Source organism: Rhizobium sp. SG570, from assembly GCF_012275345.1.
GTDB classification, from domain to species: domain Bacteria; phylum Pseudomonadota; class Alphaproteobacteria; order Rhizobiales; family Rhizobiaceae; genus Rhizobium; species Rhizobium lusitanum.
In genome coordinates this window covers 81,804-98,498 of the sequence record NZ_JAAZQI010000018.1, presented here as the reverse complement: position 1 = coordinate 98,498, position 16,695 = coordinate 81,804, and the positions used below count along the sequence as shown (strand labels likewise).

Genomic DNA, 16,695 nt, shown 5'->3' with positions numbered 1-16,695 from the left:
TCGCCCGTTGCCGCCCAAACTGCTGACATCTACTTGCCGATGAGCTTTTGAGAGAAGATCGATGCCAGATCGCGAATACCGTTGCTGGTAAGCGAATCCTCGTGCCAGCCATCGATATCGACGACCATGGTGTCTGCCGCGACGGCCTCGCCCCAGCCAAACAACAACTTGCGAGCCCGGGGATGGTTGGCGCGGCTGCGCAACAGGATCACGCTGGGGTCCCTGACTTGTGCCGGTTTGTAGCGGCGTGCGGCTATCACCAGTAATTTGGTGACAGCGTCGTTGGCCTGCTCCTCAGGGGAATATTCACCTGCCTTGACGCCAAACAGCCTCAGAAGAGCGAGAGAGATTTCGAACTCCTTGAGATAGTCGATCAGCCGAATGCGTCCCAGCAGCAGTTTCTTGGTGAAATAGGCAAGGCGCTTGCTCCGCCGCTCCCGACCCCAACGTTTCTGCTCCCGTTTCGGCAGCGAGGCGAAATAGCCCGGCGCCCATGCATCGATCATTGCGGTAAAGCCGACCTCGATGCCCTTTTCGCGTAACTGCCGGCTTACCTCCATCGCGACGATGCCGTTGACGCAGAGGCCGACGATCGCGACGGGCCCGGCGCTCGCATCGATTTGCATGGTGTCTATCGCATGGCGTGCGATATCTTCGATCGGGAGATCGGCCAGGCCGCTTTCGAGATCCGCATGAAACATGTTGACGTTGTGGACCGATACCGTAGCTGGCAATTCGTTGGCCAAACGGTAATAGAGAAACGGATGGTTGAGCGTATAAACCGCCGCCGTTCCGGTACCCTGCTTGCAGGTGACTAACTCCCACGGGTTCGCGGCTTCTTCGCGGGACGCCTGCGCTTCCCCGCGGTCGAAGATCGCTGCAGCAAAGCCAGCAAACGTCGGCTTTTTGAATAGAAGTTCCAGTGTCGCCGGAGCATTGAACGTAGTTCGGACTGCCGAAAGAAGCCGTAGCGCCAGAAGCGAATGACCGCCGAGCGCGAAGAAATCATCTTCCGGTCGTATCTGCTGAACTTGTAGGATGTCTCTCCAGAGAGCAGCAAGCGTTTCCATTTGTGTATCGGTTGACGGGCTGCTTGCGGTGGAGCCGCCGACCGACGCATCCTTGACGTGGGTCGCTGTTTGCCGCTCAGGCGCAATGAGCGAAGAAAGCGGCGCCTCTGGGTGTTCGAGAGCAATTTCATAAGCTTGCCGCCACAACTGTAAGAGGCTTTCTATCGTCTCGACCTCGAAGAGATCGGCATTGTATTCGATCGACATGCGCCAGCCGGTCGGTCGGCCGATCATGATGAAACTGAGATCGTAGATGACGCCGGGCGATTGCGAGGCCGAGCTGATCAGCTCGAAGCCGCCATAGCGACGATCCTCCAGAAACGCTTTCTGCAGATTGAAATTCACCGAGATCAGCGGATTGCGGGCGGGATCACGAACGGGGTTGATCAGCTCGACCAGCTTGTTGAACGGCATGCGCTGATGGTTCAAAACCCCTTCGACCGTTTCGCTGACCGCGTGGATATGCTCGGCGAAGGAAACATCGGAAGCAAAATCGAAACGCAGCACCAGATTGTTGATGAAGACGCCGATCAGATCTTCCAGATCACTGTGCTCGCGGCCGGCGACCTGCGAGCCGAACAGGACGGTCGGGGCCAGCGTCAGGCGATGGAGGACGGCGCTGACGATGGCCGCGCCGTAACTGTACTGCGAAACACGGTGTGCGCGGGCGGCGGCATCCATGCGCTCGCTGAAGGCGAGAGGCTGGGCGATCGACAGGATATTGCCGTGACTGGTCTTGACGGCGCCGCGCGGGCGATCGGGAGCGACCTCGAAATAGGGCGCATCCTTCAGCGTCTCTCGCCAGAACGTTTTTTCCGTCTCGAAGCCGTAGCCTTGCAGGTACTCCTGCTGCCAGAGCGCGTAGTCGCCATACTGCAACGGCAGCTCGGGCAATACCGGCTGCCTGCCGGCATCAATCGCCGCGGCGATTTCACCAACCTCCCGCCCGAGGACGCGGATCGACCAGCCGTCGAAGCAGCTCTGATGAGCTGTTATGAGCAAGACACCGCGCTCGTTTTCGGCCATCAGCAAGGTGACGCGAAACAAGCCGGGCGTGCTCAGGTCGAACGGGGCTTGCGCCGTCTCCTCGCCGATCGACAGGATCCTTGCCTGGCGCTGCTCGGGCGCCATGCCTCGAAGATCGATCACCGACATCTTGAAATTGATCTCGCTGACTGCCTGCTGGAAGGGATGGCCATTCCGTTCGACGAAGCGAGTTCTGAGAATCTCATGGCGCTGAACCACCTTGCGGAAAGCCGCCTCGAGGGTTGACGCCTTGAAGGCGCCGCGGATTTCCCAGCGAACCGCGACATTGAGTGCGGGATTGCCCGGGCTGAGCTGGTCGATAATCCAGCAACGCAATTGCGTCTGCGTGCACGGAAACTCGCCGATGATTTGCGGTTCGGTACGCGAACCGTCGGGGCTGTTGTCAAAGATGCTCATAGTGCTGTCCCCAGGCCGCGGCGTGCGCCGTTACGAAAATCTCGCAAGGATGGAACGTGGAGCTGAATAGGATCGGGTGAAGCCTCTTCCAAGCTGCCGGCAAAGGCCGCCAGCGCCGCAATCGATGGATGGCGAAGCAAGTGCTTTGCCTCCAGCGGCAGGCCATCGTCGCGCATCCGGGCAGCGATGCGGAAGATGGTAAGTGAATCGGCGCCCAGTGCGTAGAGATTGTCGTCGACACCGATGTCGCCGAGATCGAGCACATCTTGCCAGATCGTCAGCAGCCGCTCTTCCATCTCGGTTTTTGGCGGGGCCTTGGTCTGGGCCACTTCACGCTGCGGCACCCCACGTTGTTGCAGCGTCTTGCGGTCGAGCTTGCCGTTGGCGGTATGAGGCAGCTCGCTTTCCATCACCCAGAAGGCCGGAACCATATGAGCCGGGAGGCTGGACTGCGCATGGGCGGCGATATCGGCGGAGGAGATATCCTTGCCGTTGGCGGCCGGCACGATGTAGCAGACGAGCGAGCGGTCACCTTTCTGATTTTCGGCCAGGACGACGGCGCATTGACGCACGCCTTCCGCTTTCGCGACGACGGCTTCTATATCGCCGAGTTCGATGCGGAAGCCACGCAGCTTGATCTGCTGGTCGCGCCGGCCAAGCAGCTGTAAGGATCCATCGGCAAGGCGCCGGCCGACATCACCGGTCTTATAGAGCCGCTTCGGCTTGCCGACGGTAAAGCAATGCGGGACGAAGGCCTTTTCGGTAAGATCAAGGCGATCGAAATATCCTTCCGCCAATCCATCGCCGCCGATATGCAGCTCGCCGATGACGCCAATCGGCGCAACACTATTGCTCCGATCGAGAATGTAGAGTTGCGTGTTGGCAATCGGGTGGCCAATGGTGATCGGCTGATCGGCATCCGTGATGCGCTGCAACGATGACCAGATCGTCGTTTCCGTCGGGCCATACATGTTCCACAGCTGGCCTCCGATCGCCAACAGCGATCTCGCCAACTCCCGCGGCAAGGGTTCCCCGCCGCAGAGCATTTTCAGCGTCTTCCGCTCCTTGAGACCGGCCTCCACCAGCATCTGCCAAAGCGTTGGCGTCGCCTGCAAGACCGTGGCGTCGTGCTCCTCGATGAGCTTCACAAGTGCGAAGCCGTCCTGAACCTGGTTGCGGTCGGCGATGACGACCTTTCCGCCCGATATCAGCGGCAGGTAGAGCTCCAACCCAGCAATGTCGAAGGAGATCGTCGTCACCGCAACGAGCGTGTCTTCGGCGCTGAAGCCGGGTTCCTTTGCCATGGAGAGAAGGAAGTTGGTGAGCGCCCGGTGAGAGACCTCGACCCCCTTCGGCATGCCGGTGGAGCCGGAGGTGAAGATGACGTAGGCCGGACCCGACGTGTCGAAGGATAAGGTCTTCAAGGGCGCGCCGGTCATCGAGCCGATCGCCTTGGCATCCTTGTCAAGGCGGATGACGGGGGTGTTGGCGGCGACCAGTCGAGCCATGTCGTCGCTGTCGCAAATCAGGCCCCCGATGCGGGCGACATCCAGCGTCTGACGCAGGCGCGCCTCGGGATGGCCCGGGTCCATCGGCACATAAACATGCCCTGCCTTCATGACGGCGAGAAGGGCGACGATCATATTTAGCGACCGTTCGACCAGAAGCGCAACACGTCGGCCGGGCTCGGGAATTGCCATCTGCAGGTAAAGGGCGAGCTGGTTCGAGCGGGCCTCGAGTTCTCCGTAAGTCATTGCCTGGCCAGCATGTTGAACGGCGACGGCATTCGGGCTCTCGGCGGCCCTTCTGGCGAAGAGCGAGAACATGAACTGATCGTGATCGTAGGGCACCGCCGTATGGTTGAGGTCATCGATCAACCAGGATTGCTCCTGTGCCGACAGCAACGGCAGCTCGCAGATCTTCCGATCCATGTCCTTTGCCAGAGCCGCAGCCAGCGTCGAAAAATGGCCGATCCATCGTTCAACCGTGGTGCGGTCGAAAACGTCGGCGTTGTAATCGACATCGATACGAATGTGATCGGCAGCTTCGATCATGTTGAAGAACAGGTCGAAGTTGGAGAACGCCTTGGCATTCGGCTCCATCGTTGGCTTGAGGTTGCCGAAGGCCGATCCACCGGCGATGCGCTCCAGATTGAACTGGATTTCGGTGAGGGGCAGGCGCCGCGAGTCGCGTTTTACGTTCAGCCGGCGCACCAGCGTGCCGTAGGTGTAGTCCTGATGCTCGAAGGCCTGAAAAACCAGCTGCTGCGTTGCCTTCAGATGGGCCAGGAAGGGCTCTGCCTGTGCCACTGCCTGACGCAGCGGCAGAAGATTGACGCAATGGCCGACAAGGATCTGCCCGTCGAGCAGGCTCTGACCGGCCGAGGGGATCGCGATCACGATATCGTCCTGACCGGACAGACGCGTGATCATCACCTGCAGCGTGGCGAGCAGCGTGGAAAACAGCGTCGCCCCGGATTTCGCGCCTCTCTTCTTCAGAGCCTTGTAGACATCGGCGTCGATGTAGCCCGTGCAGGTTCCACCAGCGAAACTCCGATATTCCGGCCGAGGCCGGTCGAGCGGCAGGTCAGGCAAGTCCGGAACCGTCTTGAACTGATCGAGCCAGAATTGTTCGGTGACCTGTGATTTCTCCGGTCTGGGTGCGAGGTCCGTCGAGTAGGTGGCGAAGGACAAAGCCGGTTGGAACTGCGGCGCGGTGCCCGCCTGGTAGGCGCCATAGGCGGTTGAGAGTTCATCGACGAAAGTGTTGATCGACCAGCCGTCGCAGATGATGTGATGGGCGGTGAAGACCAGCACATGCTTATCGGCCGCAAGCTTGACGACGCAGGCGCGCGCCAGCGGTCCGTTGATCAGATCGAAGGGTGTATGAGCCTCATCATCGAGGATCTGAGCGAGGCCTGCCTGGTCGACACCATCTAAAGACGGCAGATCGAGCTTGAAACCAGGGATGAACTGAAAGTGCTCGCCGCTCCGATCGAAGCGGATGTGAAGCGCATCATGGCGGGCAACGACCGTGTCGAAGGCCTTGCGGAATGCGTTCTCATCGAAAGCCCCTTCCAGCGTCAATGAGAAGGACTCATTGAACGAACAGGATGCCTCATCGCCTGCCTGGGCCGCCAGCCAAATCTCCGTTTGCGCCTCCGTCAGCGGCGCGGATTGAGGTGGCGAGACGGGTGCCGGGACCGCAGCCCGGATCTGCTCCGGAGGGGCGATGTGATCTTGGATGGGCGTGAAGATCCCGACTGCTTGCATGGCATCGAGACTGTCGCGGAAAGCCTTGGCGATCGCGCGGAAATCTTCCTCGCTATGCGCCGTTGTCAGGAAGCAGGGATAGCCGTCCTGAATGTGGACGCCATTGAGGCGCATCTGGGCATAAAAGAGCGCCCCGAGCGCATCCTGGCTGGAGAAGTCGGTCGCGAACCAGCTCTTGTAACCATGAACGACATCGGCCATGCCGCGCCGGGCAAGATCGGCCCTGATCTCTGCCACCAAGGCTTCCGTCCGCTCGACGACCCGACCGTAAAGGGCTGATCCTTCGCCCTTGATGTGATGCAGGACGGCGTGGGCGGCTGCGAGCGTCAATGGATGACGCACGAAGGTACCGGCGAAGAAGGTCGGAGCGGTCATGGGGACGGACTCGTCGCCATAAGCCCAGTAGCCTCCATCGAGCGCATCCATGAAGCGTGGGCTTCCGACCAGCACGCCGATCGGCATTCCGCCGCCGACAACCTTGCCATAGGTCGCCATGTCGCCCTTGATCCCCCAGATCTTCTGCATGCCGCCGGGATCGACGCGGAAGCCGGTGACGACTTCATCGAAGACCAGGGCGAATTCGGATTTGGTGGCGATATCGCGCAGCTCGAGGACGAATTCCCGTGGCTGCAATTCCGGATGGCGGCTCTGGATCGGCTCGATGATGACGGCGGCAATCTCGTCGGCATTGGCGCGGATGAAATCGAGGCTTTCCGGCGCGCCATAGCGCAGCACTGTCATATTGGAGACGGACGCCATCGGGATGCCGGAGGCGACCGGCAAGGCAATCGGCTTGTCGGAGCGGTTGCGGCCCTTGACCAGCACTTCGTCGAACTGGCCGTGATAATCGTTGGCAAAGACCACGACACGGTCGCGGCCGGTGACGGCGCGGGCAAGCCGCATGGCAGCCATGACAGCCTCCGAACCGGTATTGCAGAAGGTGACGCGCTCATGGCCCGTGACCTCGGCGATCATCTTCGCCACCTCGCCGGCCAGCGGCGTCTGTGGGCCGATGGCAAAGCCGCGGTCAGCCTGATCCTTGATGGCATCGATCACGAAATCGGGCGCGTGACCGAAGGCCGTCTGCCCGAAGCCGTTGACCAGATCGACATATTTATTGCCGTCGACGTCCCAGATGTAAGCGCCTTTCGAATGCTCGCAGACGATCGGGAACACCATTTCCTTCCAGTCCGCCCGGAAGCCCGAAGCCGAGCGTGGATCGGCCAGGTGGCTGCGATGTTCCTGCGTGAAGGTCTTCGACTTGGCGTTCTTGGTTTCATAGGCCGCCGTCAGGTCGGCAATGAAGGCCTGTTTGGTCGCGGAGATCTCCGGTGCCAGGCTCTTTGCGTTCGGGCGATACAGCTTGATGCGTTCGGTGCCGAAATCGCTTTCGACGGTAACGGCAGGGACGCGCTCAGCAGCTGCGGGTGCCGGCATGGGTGCGGGCGGTGCCGCCTGTGGGCTTACGGCTACCGGCTCGGGCACGGGGGCGGCAACGGGTTGAGAGCCGCCCTGCATGGATTGCAGCATCAGCAATTGTTGCGCGAACAGGGACTGCGCCATCTGGAGCTGCGATTGCATTACCGTGGCAAGATCCGACCCAGCACCCGGCATCGCCTGTATTGGAGCGGCGGCAATCGTCGTTGGTATCGGCAGTTGTACGGGCATTGGTGCAGCCGATGCCGGTGCAACTGCGACAGGTGTCGCGACCATCGGCGGCTCGGGCACCTTTACCGCGTCCGGTGGCATCTGCTCGTCAAGATAGAGCGCCAGATCCGCGACCGAGGGTATCGCGCTGAGCAACTCCCGGAAAGAAACTTTGATCTTGTAGTCTTTCTCGATTCGTTGCGCGAATTGTCCGACGAAGAGTGAATCGAAGCCGAGCTCCAGGAATGTCACCGCCCGCTCATCCGGACCGAGCGTCTCTCCCGACATGTCGCTGAGCAGGGTCAAGAGGCTGGTTTCCAATGTGAGAACGCGGTGGGAAGCGGAGATTGGTGCTGCGACATTCATTGATTTGTTCTCCTCGGCGAGGTTGACGTCTGAGGCGACGGGGATGGTGATGGTGGGATTGCCTGGCATGGCGCTGATCTGCTGTGCCGACGCCCGTCGTGCCGATGCGGGGGCGTCGATCCAATGGCGCTGGCGTTGGAAAGGATAGGTTGGCAAGACCAGTCGCTGTTTGGCGGCGATCGGGAGAGCTGGCCAGACGAGCGAACAACCCGCCATCCAGAGCTTGCCATGTGCTTCGGCGAGCGTTTCGGCCGCAGCGGAAGCGCGGTCGTGTTCAGGCAGTGATTGCACCACCGCCGCCAGATCGTCACGCGCGATTGTCTGCGCGGCAAAGACGGAAAGCGTGCGCCCCGGGCCAACTTCAAGAAGGATTGGCTTGCGGTCACGGCATAGCGTCGCCAGACCATCGGCGAAGCGGACAGTGTCGCGGCAATGCATGGCCCAGTAGTCGGGCGAGGTTCCTAGTTCCCCTGTCTGCCAGTCGCCGGTGACGCAGGAGATGAAGGGCATGGTGGCAGTGCCATAGGTAACCTTCTCCGTTTCCTGACGCAGTGCCTCGGCGGCGTCGTTCATCATCGCGGAATGGAAGGCATGCGATGTGTGCAGGCGGCTGAAGGCGATATTGGCGGATTCGAGTTCGCCGCAAACCCTATCGATATCGGCAAACGGCCCCGAGATGACGCAGAGTTTCGGCGCGTTGATTGCGGCGATTTCGACTTCGCCCCGCAAGTATGAGCTGGTCGTTTCGACATCCGCGCGAACCGAAACCATGGCTCCCTGCGGCTGATGCTGCATCAGGCGCCCACGATTGGCGACCAGCCGCAAGCCGTCTTCGAACGAGATGACGTTGGCAAGCGTGGCGGCAACAAATTCGCCGACGCTATGGCCGATCATGGCATAGGGCTTCACGCCACGACTGAGCCACAGCCGTGCCAGCGCATATTCGACAAGATAGAGGCAGGGTTGGGCGATGCGCGTCTCGCGCTGCTCATCGGTGATCGCCTGGGTTACCGGCCCGGTATGGCAGATGTAGTCGCGCAGATCGAGCCCGAGCGTCATCTTCAGAAGCTCGGCGCCACGATCGATCCAGCGGGTGAATTCGGGTTCCGACCTATAAAGGCCAGCGCCCATGCCGACATATTGTGCGCCCTGCCCTGGAAACATAAAGGCGACGGGCGGTTCGTCCGCTGCAATGAAAGACTGATAGTTCTCCGTTGTCAGCCGACCGATGGCGTCTTCGACACTGCTGGCAGAGATAGCGAGGCGATGGCTGAACTCGCGGCGCCCTTCCTGAAGCGTATGGGCAAGCTGCATCACGGAAATTTTCGGGTTCTTGGCGAGATGATCGCCAAGAGCGGCCCGCATCGTCGCGAGGGCGGGCTTGCTGCGCGCCGAGAGCGGCAGAATATATCGTCTTCCAAGCTCTTCGGCTTGAAGGCGCCTGCGCGGCGGCTCTTCTAGGACAACATGGACATTCGTGCCGCCCACGCCGAAAGAGCTGACGCCGGCCCGCCGGGGACCTTGCCCCTGTGGCCAGTCGATCATTGCTGTCGGGATGTAGAAGGGGCTGTGGTCGAGATCGATGTGCGGATTGGGTTGCTTGTAGTTGGCCATCGGCGGGATCTTGGCGGAGCCCAGCACCAGCGCCGCCTTGATCAGGCCGGTGACGCCAGCGGCGGCGTCCATGTGTCCGATATTGCCCTTGATCGAGCCAAGTGCACAACTTGCGGCCGTCGGCGGATTCTGTGCAAAAGCCCTCTTCAGCCCGTTGAACTCGATGGGGTCGCCAAGCGGTGTCGCAGTGCCGTGACATTCGACATAGCCGATTGTCGACGGCTCCACGGCAGCATTGGCGAGTGCTGCGGCGATTGCCTCGGCCTGCCCCTCGGCGCTCGGCGCGACGAAGCCGACCTTGTCGCTGCCGTCATTGTTGATGCCATAGCCGCGAATGACCGCATAGATATGGTCGCCGTCGCGCAGTGCATCTTCCTGACGCTTCAAAAGAACGACGCCGGCGCCGCTTGCAAACACCGTTCCGGCAGCGTTCGCGTCGAAAGGTCGGCATGTTCCATCCGGAGAGGCCATGCCGCCATCCTGGTACATATAGCCTCGCCTTTGCGGAATGGTGATCGACACCCCACCGGCCAGCGCCATGTCACAGCTATAGGTGAGCAGATTCTGGCAGGCCTGCGACACGGCCAGAAGCGAGGTCGAGCAAGCCGATTGTACCGTGAAAGCAGGGCCGCGAAGATCGAGCTTATAGGCGACGCGCGTTGCCAGCGTATCATTGAGAGCGCCGACAAGCTCATGGAAGCAGCCGATCTGGTAATTGGAGGTGAATTCCTCCGCCTTGGCGCGGTCACGCAGAACATTGTTGATGAGATAAGTCGGCATGGAGCATCCGGCAAAGACGCCGATCATGCCGTTGTAGCGCTGCGCATCGTATCCGCCGCTTTCAAGCGCCTCCCAGCAGATTTCCAGGAAGACCCGATGTTGCGGATCGGTCACCGCCGCCTCCCGCGGAAACATGCCGAAGAACTCCGCATCGAACATCCCGACGTCAGGAAGATGAGGTCTTGCCGCAACATAGTTCGGCTGCGACCGCTCTTCGTCCGTGAAGGCGTCTTCGATCTCGTCCGGCGAAAAACGCGAAAAGACGTCCCGCCCTTCGCAAACCAATTGCCATAGCTCGTCCACCGAAGGCGCGCCTGGGAAGCGACCGGACATGCCGATAATGGCTATGTGCCCGGAACCCTGCCCGACCAGATCCTCACTATCCAAGAAATCAGGCTCTTCGCCCTGGCCATGGTGACTTGCCTTCATGAGGAGCTCCTGCGGAATTGGGATATTGCCTTTTGCTGAAGTGCAGCGCGCTGAGCGGCCGCCGCTGCTCGTATCGGGTCCGGAGCCTTACCGTCGAGGTGACGCGCCAATTCCCGGATTGTCGGATGGCGGAACAGCGCGACCACGTCGATGGGATGGTCGAGCTCGGTTTCCAGGCCGGCGTGGATCTCCATGAGCTGAAGGGAGGTTCCGCCGAGATCGAAGAAGTTCCTGTCGATTTCAACTGCGCCGAGGCCCAATGCGTCCTGCCACAGCGTCGTCAGCAGCTCTTCCGTCCGGCTTTTGGCAATTGCGCCCATGGGCGTCGCGATGGGTTCAATTGCCGGCGGAGTAAGCTTGGAGCGATCGACCTTGCCGGCGGGCGTCAATGGCAAAGCATCGACGATAACGGCGGCGCTCGGGATCATATAGGCCGGAAGTACCGCGCGCAGCGCCGCCATGACGCTCGGCCCCAGATCGGGACCCGCGCCCGCGCGATCCTCTTTCGGGCACAGATAGGCGACGATCCGTTTCAGATTTGGACCCTGCTCATGACAAAGAACAATGCCGTCGGCAAGACGCGGATCGCGTCTCAGCGCCGCCTCGATCTCATCCAGTTCGATGCGCTTGCCATTGATCTTGACTTGACGGTCCCGGCGACCCTTGAAGGCAACCGTGCCGTCGGCTTGCAGGAAGGCGATGTCACCGGTCAGATAGTAGCGGGTCCTGCCGTTTTTCGTGTCGATCGTCACGAACTTCTCGGCCGTCAATTCGGGCCGCTTGAAATAGCCGATCGCCAGGCCGTCGCCCGATATCGCCAATTGACCTTCGATTCCCCGGCCAACCTCGCGCAATTCCTCGTTGAGGACGGCGATACCGGTGTGCGCGATCGCCTTGCCGATCGGCAGTTCTTTGTCGGAGAAGTTTGGAAGCACCTGGAACGCGGTCGCAAAGACGGTCGTCTCCGTCGGGCCATAGGCATTGGTGAGCTTGCAGCCGGGATGACGCTCAAGAAAGCGCCGGGCATGAACCGCCGACCCAACGTCGCCGCCGAACAGAACATGGCGAAGCTTCGGCAGAGGTCCGCGGGCGTGATCGGCGAACACGTTGAACAGCCCGGTCGTCAGGAAGGTGATGCTGACACCGGTCGTCCGCATGAAATCGCACAGGCGGGCGACGGAGAGGCTGGTGTCCGGCATGATTGCCAAGGCGCAGCCGTTGAGCAGGGCTCCCCATATTTCGAAGGTCGAGGCGTCGAAGGCGATGGTGGCGGTGTGAAGAACGACGTCTTCAGGCCGAAAGTCGACATAGGTCTGATCGAGCACGACCCGCGCAATGCTGCGGTGGGAGATCATGGTGCCTTTCGGCCTGCCGGTCGAACCGGACGTGTACATGACATAGGCGAGATCGTCGCCGCCGACCTTGACGGCTGGGGCGGGAGCATGGGCTCGATTTGCCATCTCCGCGATGATGGCGCCGGCCTCGATAACCCTTGCGGCCATGCTGGGAACCGAGCCGAGCGTTTCGCCATGGGCTGCATCGGCAAAAATGACCTTCGGCTGACATTCGCCGATGACATGGTCGAGATGCTCGATTGGAAAGGCGGGATCGAGAGGCAGGTAGGCGCCGCCGGCCTTGAGAATGGCCAGCTTGCAGATGATGGCGTTGAGGCTGCGTGGAAGGAACAGGCCAACGATATCTGCCTTCCGGACGCCGAGCTTTATAAGATACGTCGCAAGCGCGTCGGAAAGCCGATCGAGATCGCGGTAGCTCACCGTTGTGTCGCCGAAAACCAGGGCCGTTGCCTGTGGAGCGGCCTCTGCCTGGGCGTGCACCATGTCGTGAAGGCAGCGGTTGCGATCGTAATGCATACTTGCAGCACCATCTGCATTTTTAAGAGACTCGCGATCGATCATTGCTACCCTCCGGGTTGTCTTGCGGCCGGCGCTGGCACGACATGCGTGCCTCATCGCCATCCGCAGAATTTCACGCTGCCGGAAAATCACCAGTTGATCATTGGGATGACCATTGCCACCCACAAAAGTCTTAAGCCTTAGGTGATGTAGCCATTTCGTCGAAAGAGATCGAAGGAGCAGTTGCAACCTGACCGAAAGCATTATGGACGGCGCCGGCAAGAGGAACGCACCGATTTCTGGCAGGGATGTGGAGGTTGCCGCGGCGTGGAGCGCACGCGGGCCAGGAGACGGTTTGGGGAGGGATATTGTTGCGGCGACAGCTACTTGAACTGGTAGGCCCTGACATAGTCGACGAACATGAAGGAAGGATCGGAGGCGACCATCCGCGTCACTCCCTCGACAATGCCGAGATCGACGAGAATATACATGGGCTGGCGATGTTCCGGCAGAACCTTGGTTTTCCAGACCAGCGCGCCGTCGAAATACATGCGAATGAAGTCGGAATCGATCTTCACGCCATAGCTGTGCATTTCCGAGGGGCTTGCCGCCCCAAAGACCTTGATGCGGGCATAATCGGAATCGTGTCGGCCGTCCTTGTGCCAGACGTGAACGGTCGATGAGTAAGCGCCCGGCTTGTCGCCATAATATTCGATGACATCGATTTCGGCGGTGGATTTCGATCGATCCTTGCCGATCAACCAGAAGGCTGGCCACACACCCGGGCCGTCGGGCAAGCGGGCACGCATTTCGAAATAGCCATATTGCTGAGAAAAGCCATTGCCCTTGCTATCGACGGAGGCAAGCAGGCCCGAGCGCCAGACGCCCTTGCCATCACGCGCCGCGGTAATGCGCAACATGCCGTCTTCGACCGTGAAGGGAAAGTCGCCGTTCGGATCGGAGAAGCGCGCGCCGCCAAAGTCGCCGTTCCAGGGCGTATGAGCAATCCAGCGAGTGCCCGGCCCCCAAGCGGAAACGCTCAGGTTGTCGAAATTGTCCTCGAATGTCAGCGCCATAGCGCCAAGGTCGAGCCCATCTCCGGTATCACTGGCATGTGCGGCCGGAATACCTGCGATTGCGGCAAATGCCGCTACGAGCCCGGCGCGGAGAAATGTGCGGCGGTCGTTCGAGCATGGCCAGATATGTCTGCGCGAGGTGTGATCCATGTTGCCAGCATGAACGGCGCAGCTCGTCCGGCATAGAACGTTTTTCGGCTAGCGCGTCCACCAAAAGGCTTAGGCATGGCGGAAATACAGCAGCATACCGGCATGATAGCTTGTGGCAACAATGAGGCAGGAACTCGGGGCTACAACCTATGAATTTAATGGGACTTGTGACATTGATCGTTGGCATTGCGATGCTGGCCGCACCTGTGCGGTGGTCGTTCGTTGTCATGATACTGTCGACGATCTTCGGCGCAGCCGCGGCCTTCAGCGTGCCCGGCCTCGGCGGCGCATCGGTTCTGGTGCCGAGCCTCTTTCTGTTATTTTTCACGGCACGGTTGTTCATGGCGCATGGAGAAGGGCCGTTCCTTGCCGCCCTGGCACCCCCGCGTCCGGGCTTCCTCCTACTGCTTCTGACCGCCTTTGGCTTGGCAACGGCCATTTTCTTTCCGCGCCTGTTTCAGGGCGTGACGCAGACCATGTCGGTCGAGCGGTCAATCGGCGCACGTAATCTCATTGCGCTGGTGCCGCTGAAATTCTCGTCGAACAATATTACCCAGTCCGTCTATGCGGTGGGGGGCCTCATCTGCTTCGCCGCGACCTTTGCCTTCTTCCGAAGCAACGGCACCCCTGGAATCCTGATCAACGGCATTTTGGTTGTGGCGAGTGTCAACCTCGGCTTCGCGCTTGCCGATATCGTCACCCATTTCACCCACACCGATTTTCTTCTCGGCTTCGTCCGAACGGCCAATTACGCTCTGTTGACCGGCGCCGAGAAGGGTGGCCTCAAGCGGATTTCAGGGACGTTTCCCGAAGCTTCCGCCTTTGCGGACTTCACGCTTGTTCTCTTTGCTATGACAACCAGCCTGTGGCTGAGCGGTATCCGCTCCACCACGACAGGCATTGTCGCCGGGCTATTGCTTGCAGCGCTGATCCTTTCGACGTCGGCGACAGCACTGGTTGGGCTCGCTGTCTTGCTGCCGATCCTTTGTCTGCAATCCTTTCTGGCTTCTCGTCGCGAACCGGGCGCGGGGCGACCTGTCATGATTGTGTCGATTCTGGCGGCGATGCCGCTCGTCGTATTTTTCGTCTTGATCGTCATGCCTGATCTTGCTCACAACCTGCATGATTTTCTCGACGAGATGCTCTTCTCGAAGGCCGACAGCCAGTCCGGGCGCGAACGCTTTATGTGGAACGCCATGGCCTACCAGGCATTCCTCGACACGAGTGGCTTCGGCGCCGGCCTCGGCAGCGCCCGGGCGTCGAGTTTCGGCCTCGTGCTCCTATCCAATGTCGGGGTCATCGGCACACTGATGTTTGCAAGCTTCGTCGCCATGCTGATGGCGGCCGACACGCGATCCAGACATTTGCCGTCCCGTAAGGTTTCCGCAGTTGTGCGCGCAGCCAAAGCCGGGCTCATTACCGTCCTGATTTCGGCGGCAACCTCCGGCACGGTCTATGATCTGGGATTGATGTTCTACATCCTTGCAGGCGGTATTTCTGCCCTGACAGCCACGGCAAGCCAGATGAGTATCGCGCGCAAGCCGCAGTTCGGTGTTGTCGGAGAACTGCAATGAAGATTGTCGTCTTCAACGTCAAATACAGCGAAAATCTGGGCGACGGGCTTCTGGCGCAATGCGTCGAGACCGCGTTGAGGAACAGGGCGGACCATATAGAAGTCGAGACCGTCGATCTTGCGGGGCGACAGGATTTCGGGACAGGCCGCGGCGGGCAACGCCGATATGCGCTCAAGCTGCTACAGCGGCTACCTGTCTTCGCGCGGCAACGGTTGGTTCGCTTCATGCTGGAGCGGAAGTTGCGCAAACTCCATGACCAGTGGGACGCCAAGATTGCGGCGGCGGATGCGGTGGTGATCGGCGGCGGTAACCTGTTCCAGGATGACGATCTCAATTTTCCATTGAAAGTCGGCCAGGTCCTTGACTGCGTCTGTCGCCACAATCGGCCACTGGCGATCTACGCAGTGGGCGTCAGCGAGCGCTGGTCGAAGAAAGCGTATGATCTCTTCGCTCGACTGAAGCAGGCTCCGCTCGTCCATCTTTCCGTGCGTGACGGCTTCGCCCAAGATAATTGGCGCGAGCATTTTCCTGAAGGGCCAGCCGCCAAGATTGTTCGCGATCCGGGATTGTTGGTCCAGGCATTTTCCGGCCATGAACGTCGCATGCCATCGCAAGGGCTCCAACCGACGGTCGGCCTCTGCGTGACGGATCCTACGATCCTGCAGCGACACGCCAGCCGGAACATGTCGAAAATCCCATTCTGCAACATTGGAGATTATCGGGATCTGATCGGACTACTTCTTGATGATGGTTATCGGGTGATCCTGTTCTGTAACGGCGCCAAAGAAGATCAAGCCTTTGCCGAACAGATTCGGAATTCAGTCTCGATGCATCGTGTCATTGCAGCCGGAATATTGGATCTCGCTGAACGCCCGCGGGTTCCAGATGATTTGGTCCGGATACTTCATTCGACCGACGTTATTCTGGCACACAGGCTGCATGCTTGTATCGCCGCCTATGCTCTGAGGATTCCGCATGTAGGATTGGGCTGGGACGGGAAGGTCGAAGGCTTCTTCAATTCGGTCGGGCGAGAGGCATATTTCGTCGGCAACGCAGCATTGTCCCCCCCTCATATCGCTTGGTTGTTGAAAGCCGCGGAGTCCGAGGGAATCGAATCGAATCGTCATCGTACCACCGTGGCCGAAGCCGAGGCCGGAATCATGAATATGCGCCGACATCTGATCGGGGATGACTTGCAGGCCATGCACAAAGTATAATCAAGGCAGCCACATGTAATACTTTAATGTGAGTTTCTTCGCTCAGATTTTCCTAGTTCACCATCCTATTTTATTCTTTACAGAAAGTGTATTTCATATACTTATAATAGTGCAGCGCGGTCATGATTGTAGATCGATTTCGATCAAAGACACATCTGATTTTATATGATATAAAATTGCCGCGGATAGCGAGATTTATATTTG

At 59.9% G+C, this 16,695-nt stretch carries 6 protein-coding genes; 2 read left to right on the top strand and 4 right to left on the bottom strand.

Annotation, left to right across the window (positions count from 1 at the left end):
* Positions 1–29: 29 nt before the first annotated feature.
* The 4 genes from FHT28_RS28570 to FHT28_RS28555 all read right to left on the bottom strand — a co-directional run bounded on the left by FHT28_RS28570 (position 30) and on the right by FHT28_RS28555 (position 13,700).
* Positions 30–2,513, bottom strand: coding sequence for a condensation domain-containing protein (locus tag FHT28_RS28570; protein ID WP_168598043.1), 2,484 nt, complete (start codon positions 2,511–2,513; stop codon positions 30–32).
* The gene (locus FHT28_RS28565) at positions 2,510–10,621 is read right to left on the bottom strand and encodes a non-ribosomal peptide synthetase/type I polyketide synthase (protein WP_168598042.1); all 8,112 of its coding nucleotides are present in this window, start codon (positions 10,619–10,621) and stop codon (positions 2,510–2,512) included. The genes FHT28_RS28570 and FHT28_RS28565 overlap by 4 nt, the downstream gene beginning before the upstream one ends.
* Positions 10,618–12,537, bottom strand: a complete 1,920-nt coding sequence (locus tag FHT28_RS28560; RefSeq protein ID WP_168598041.1) for a non-ribosomal peptide synthetase — start codon at positions 12,535–12,537, stop codon at positions 10,618–10,620. Before FHT28_RS28560 ends, FHT28_RS28565 begins: the two co-directional genes overlap by 4 nt.
* A gap of 320 nt (positions 12,538–12,857) precedes the next feature.
* Positions 12,858–13,700 (bottom strand): glycoside hydrolase family 16 protein, encoded by an 843-nt coding sequence (locus tag FHT28_RS28555; protein ID WP_047639068.1) that lies wholly within the window; start codon positions 13,698–13,700, stop codon positions 12,858–12,860.
* Positions 13,701–13,849: 149 nt separating this feature from the next.
* On the opposite strand from FHT28_RS28555, the gene FHT28_RS28550 reads away from it, so the two are divergent.
* Together FHT28_RS28550 and FHT28_RS28545 are read left to right on the top strand one after the other, a co-directional pair.
* Positions 13,850–15,274, top strand: coding sequence for an O-antigen ligase family protein (locus FHT28_RS28550; protein ID WP_064745796.1), 1,425 nt, complete (start codon positions 13,850–13,852; stop codon positions 15,272–15,274).
* On the top strand, positions 15,271–16,491 hold the full coding sequence (locus tag FHT28_RS28545) for a polysaccharide pyruvyl transferase family protein (RefSeq protein WP_168598040.1): 1,221 nt from the start codon (positions 15,271–15,273) through the stop codon (positions 16,489–16,491). The genes FHT28_RS28550 and FHT28_RS28545 overlap by 4 nt, the downstream gene beginning before the upstream one ends.
* The last annotated feature ends 204 nt before the right edge of the window (positions 16,492–16,695 follow it).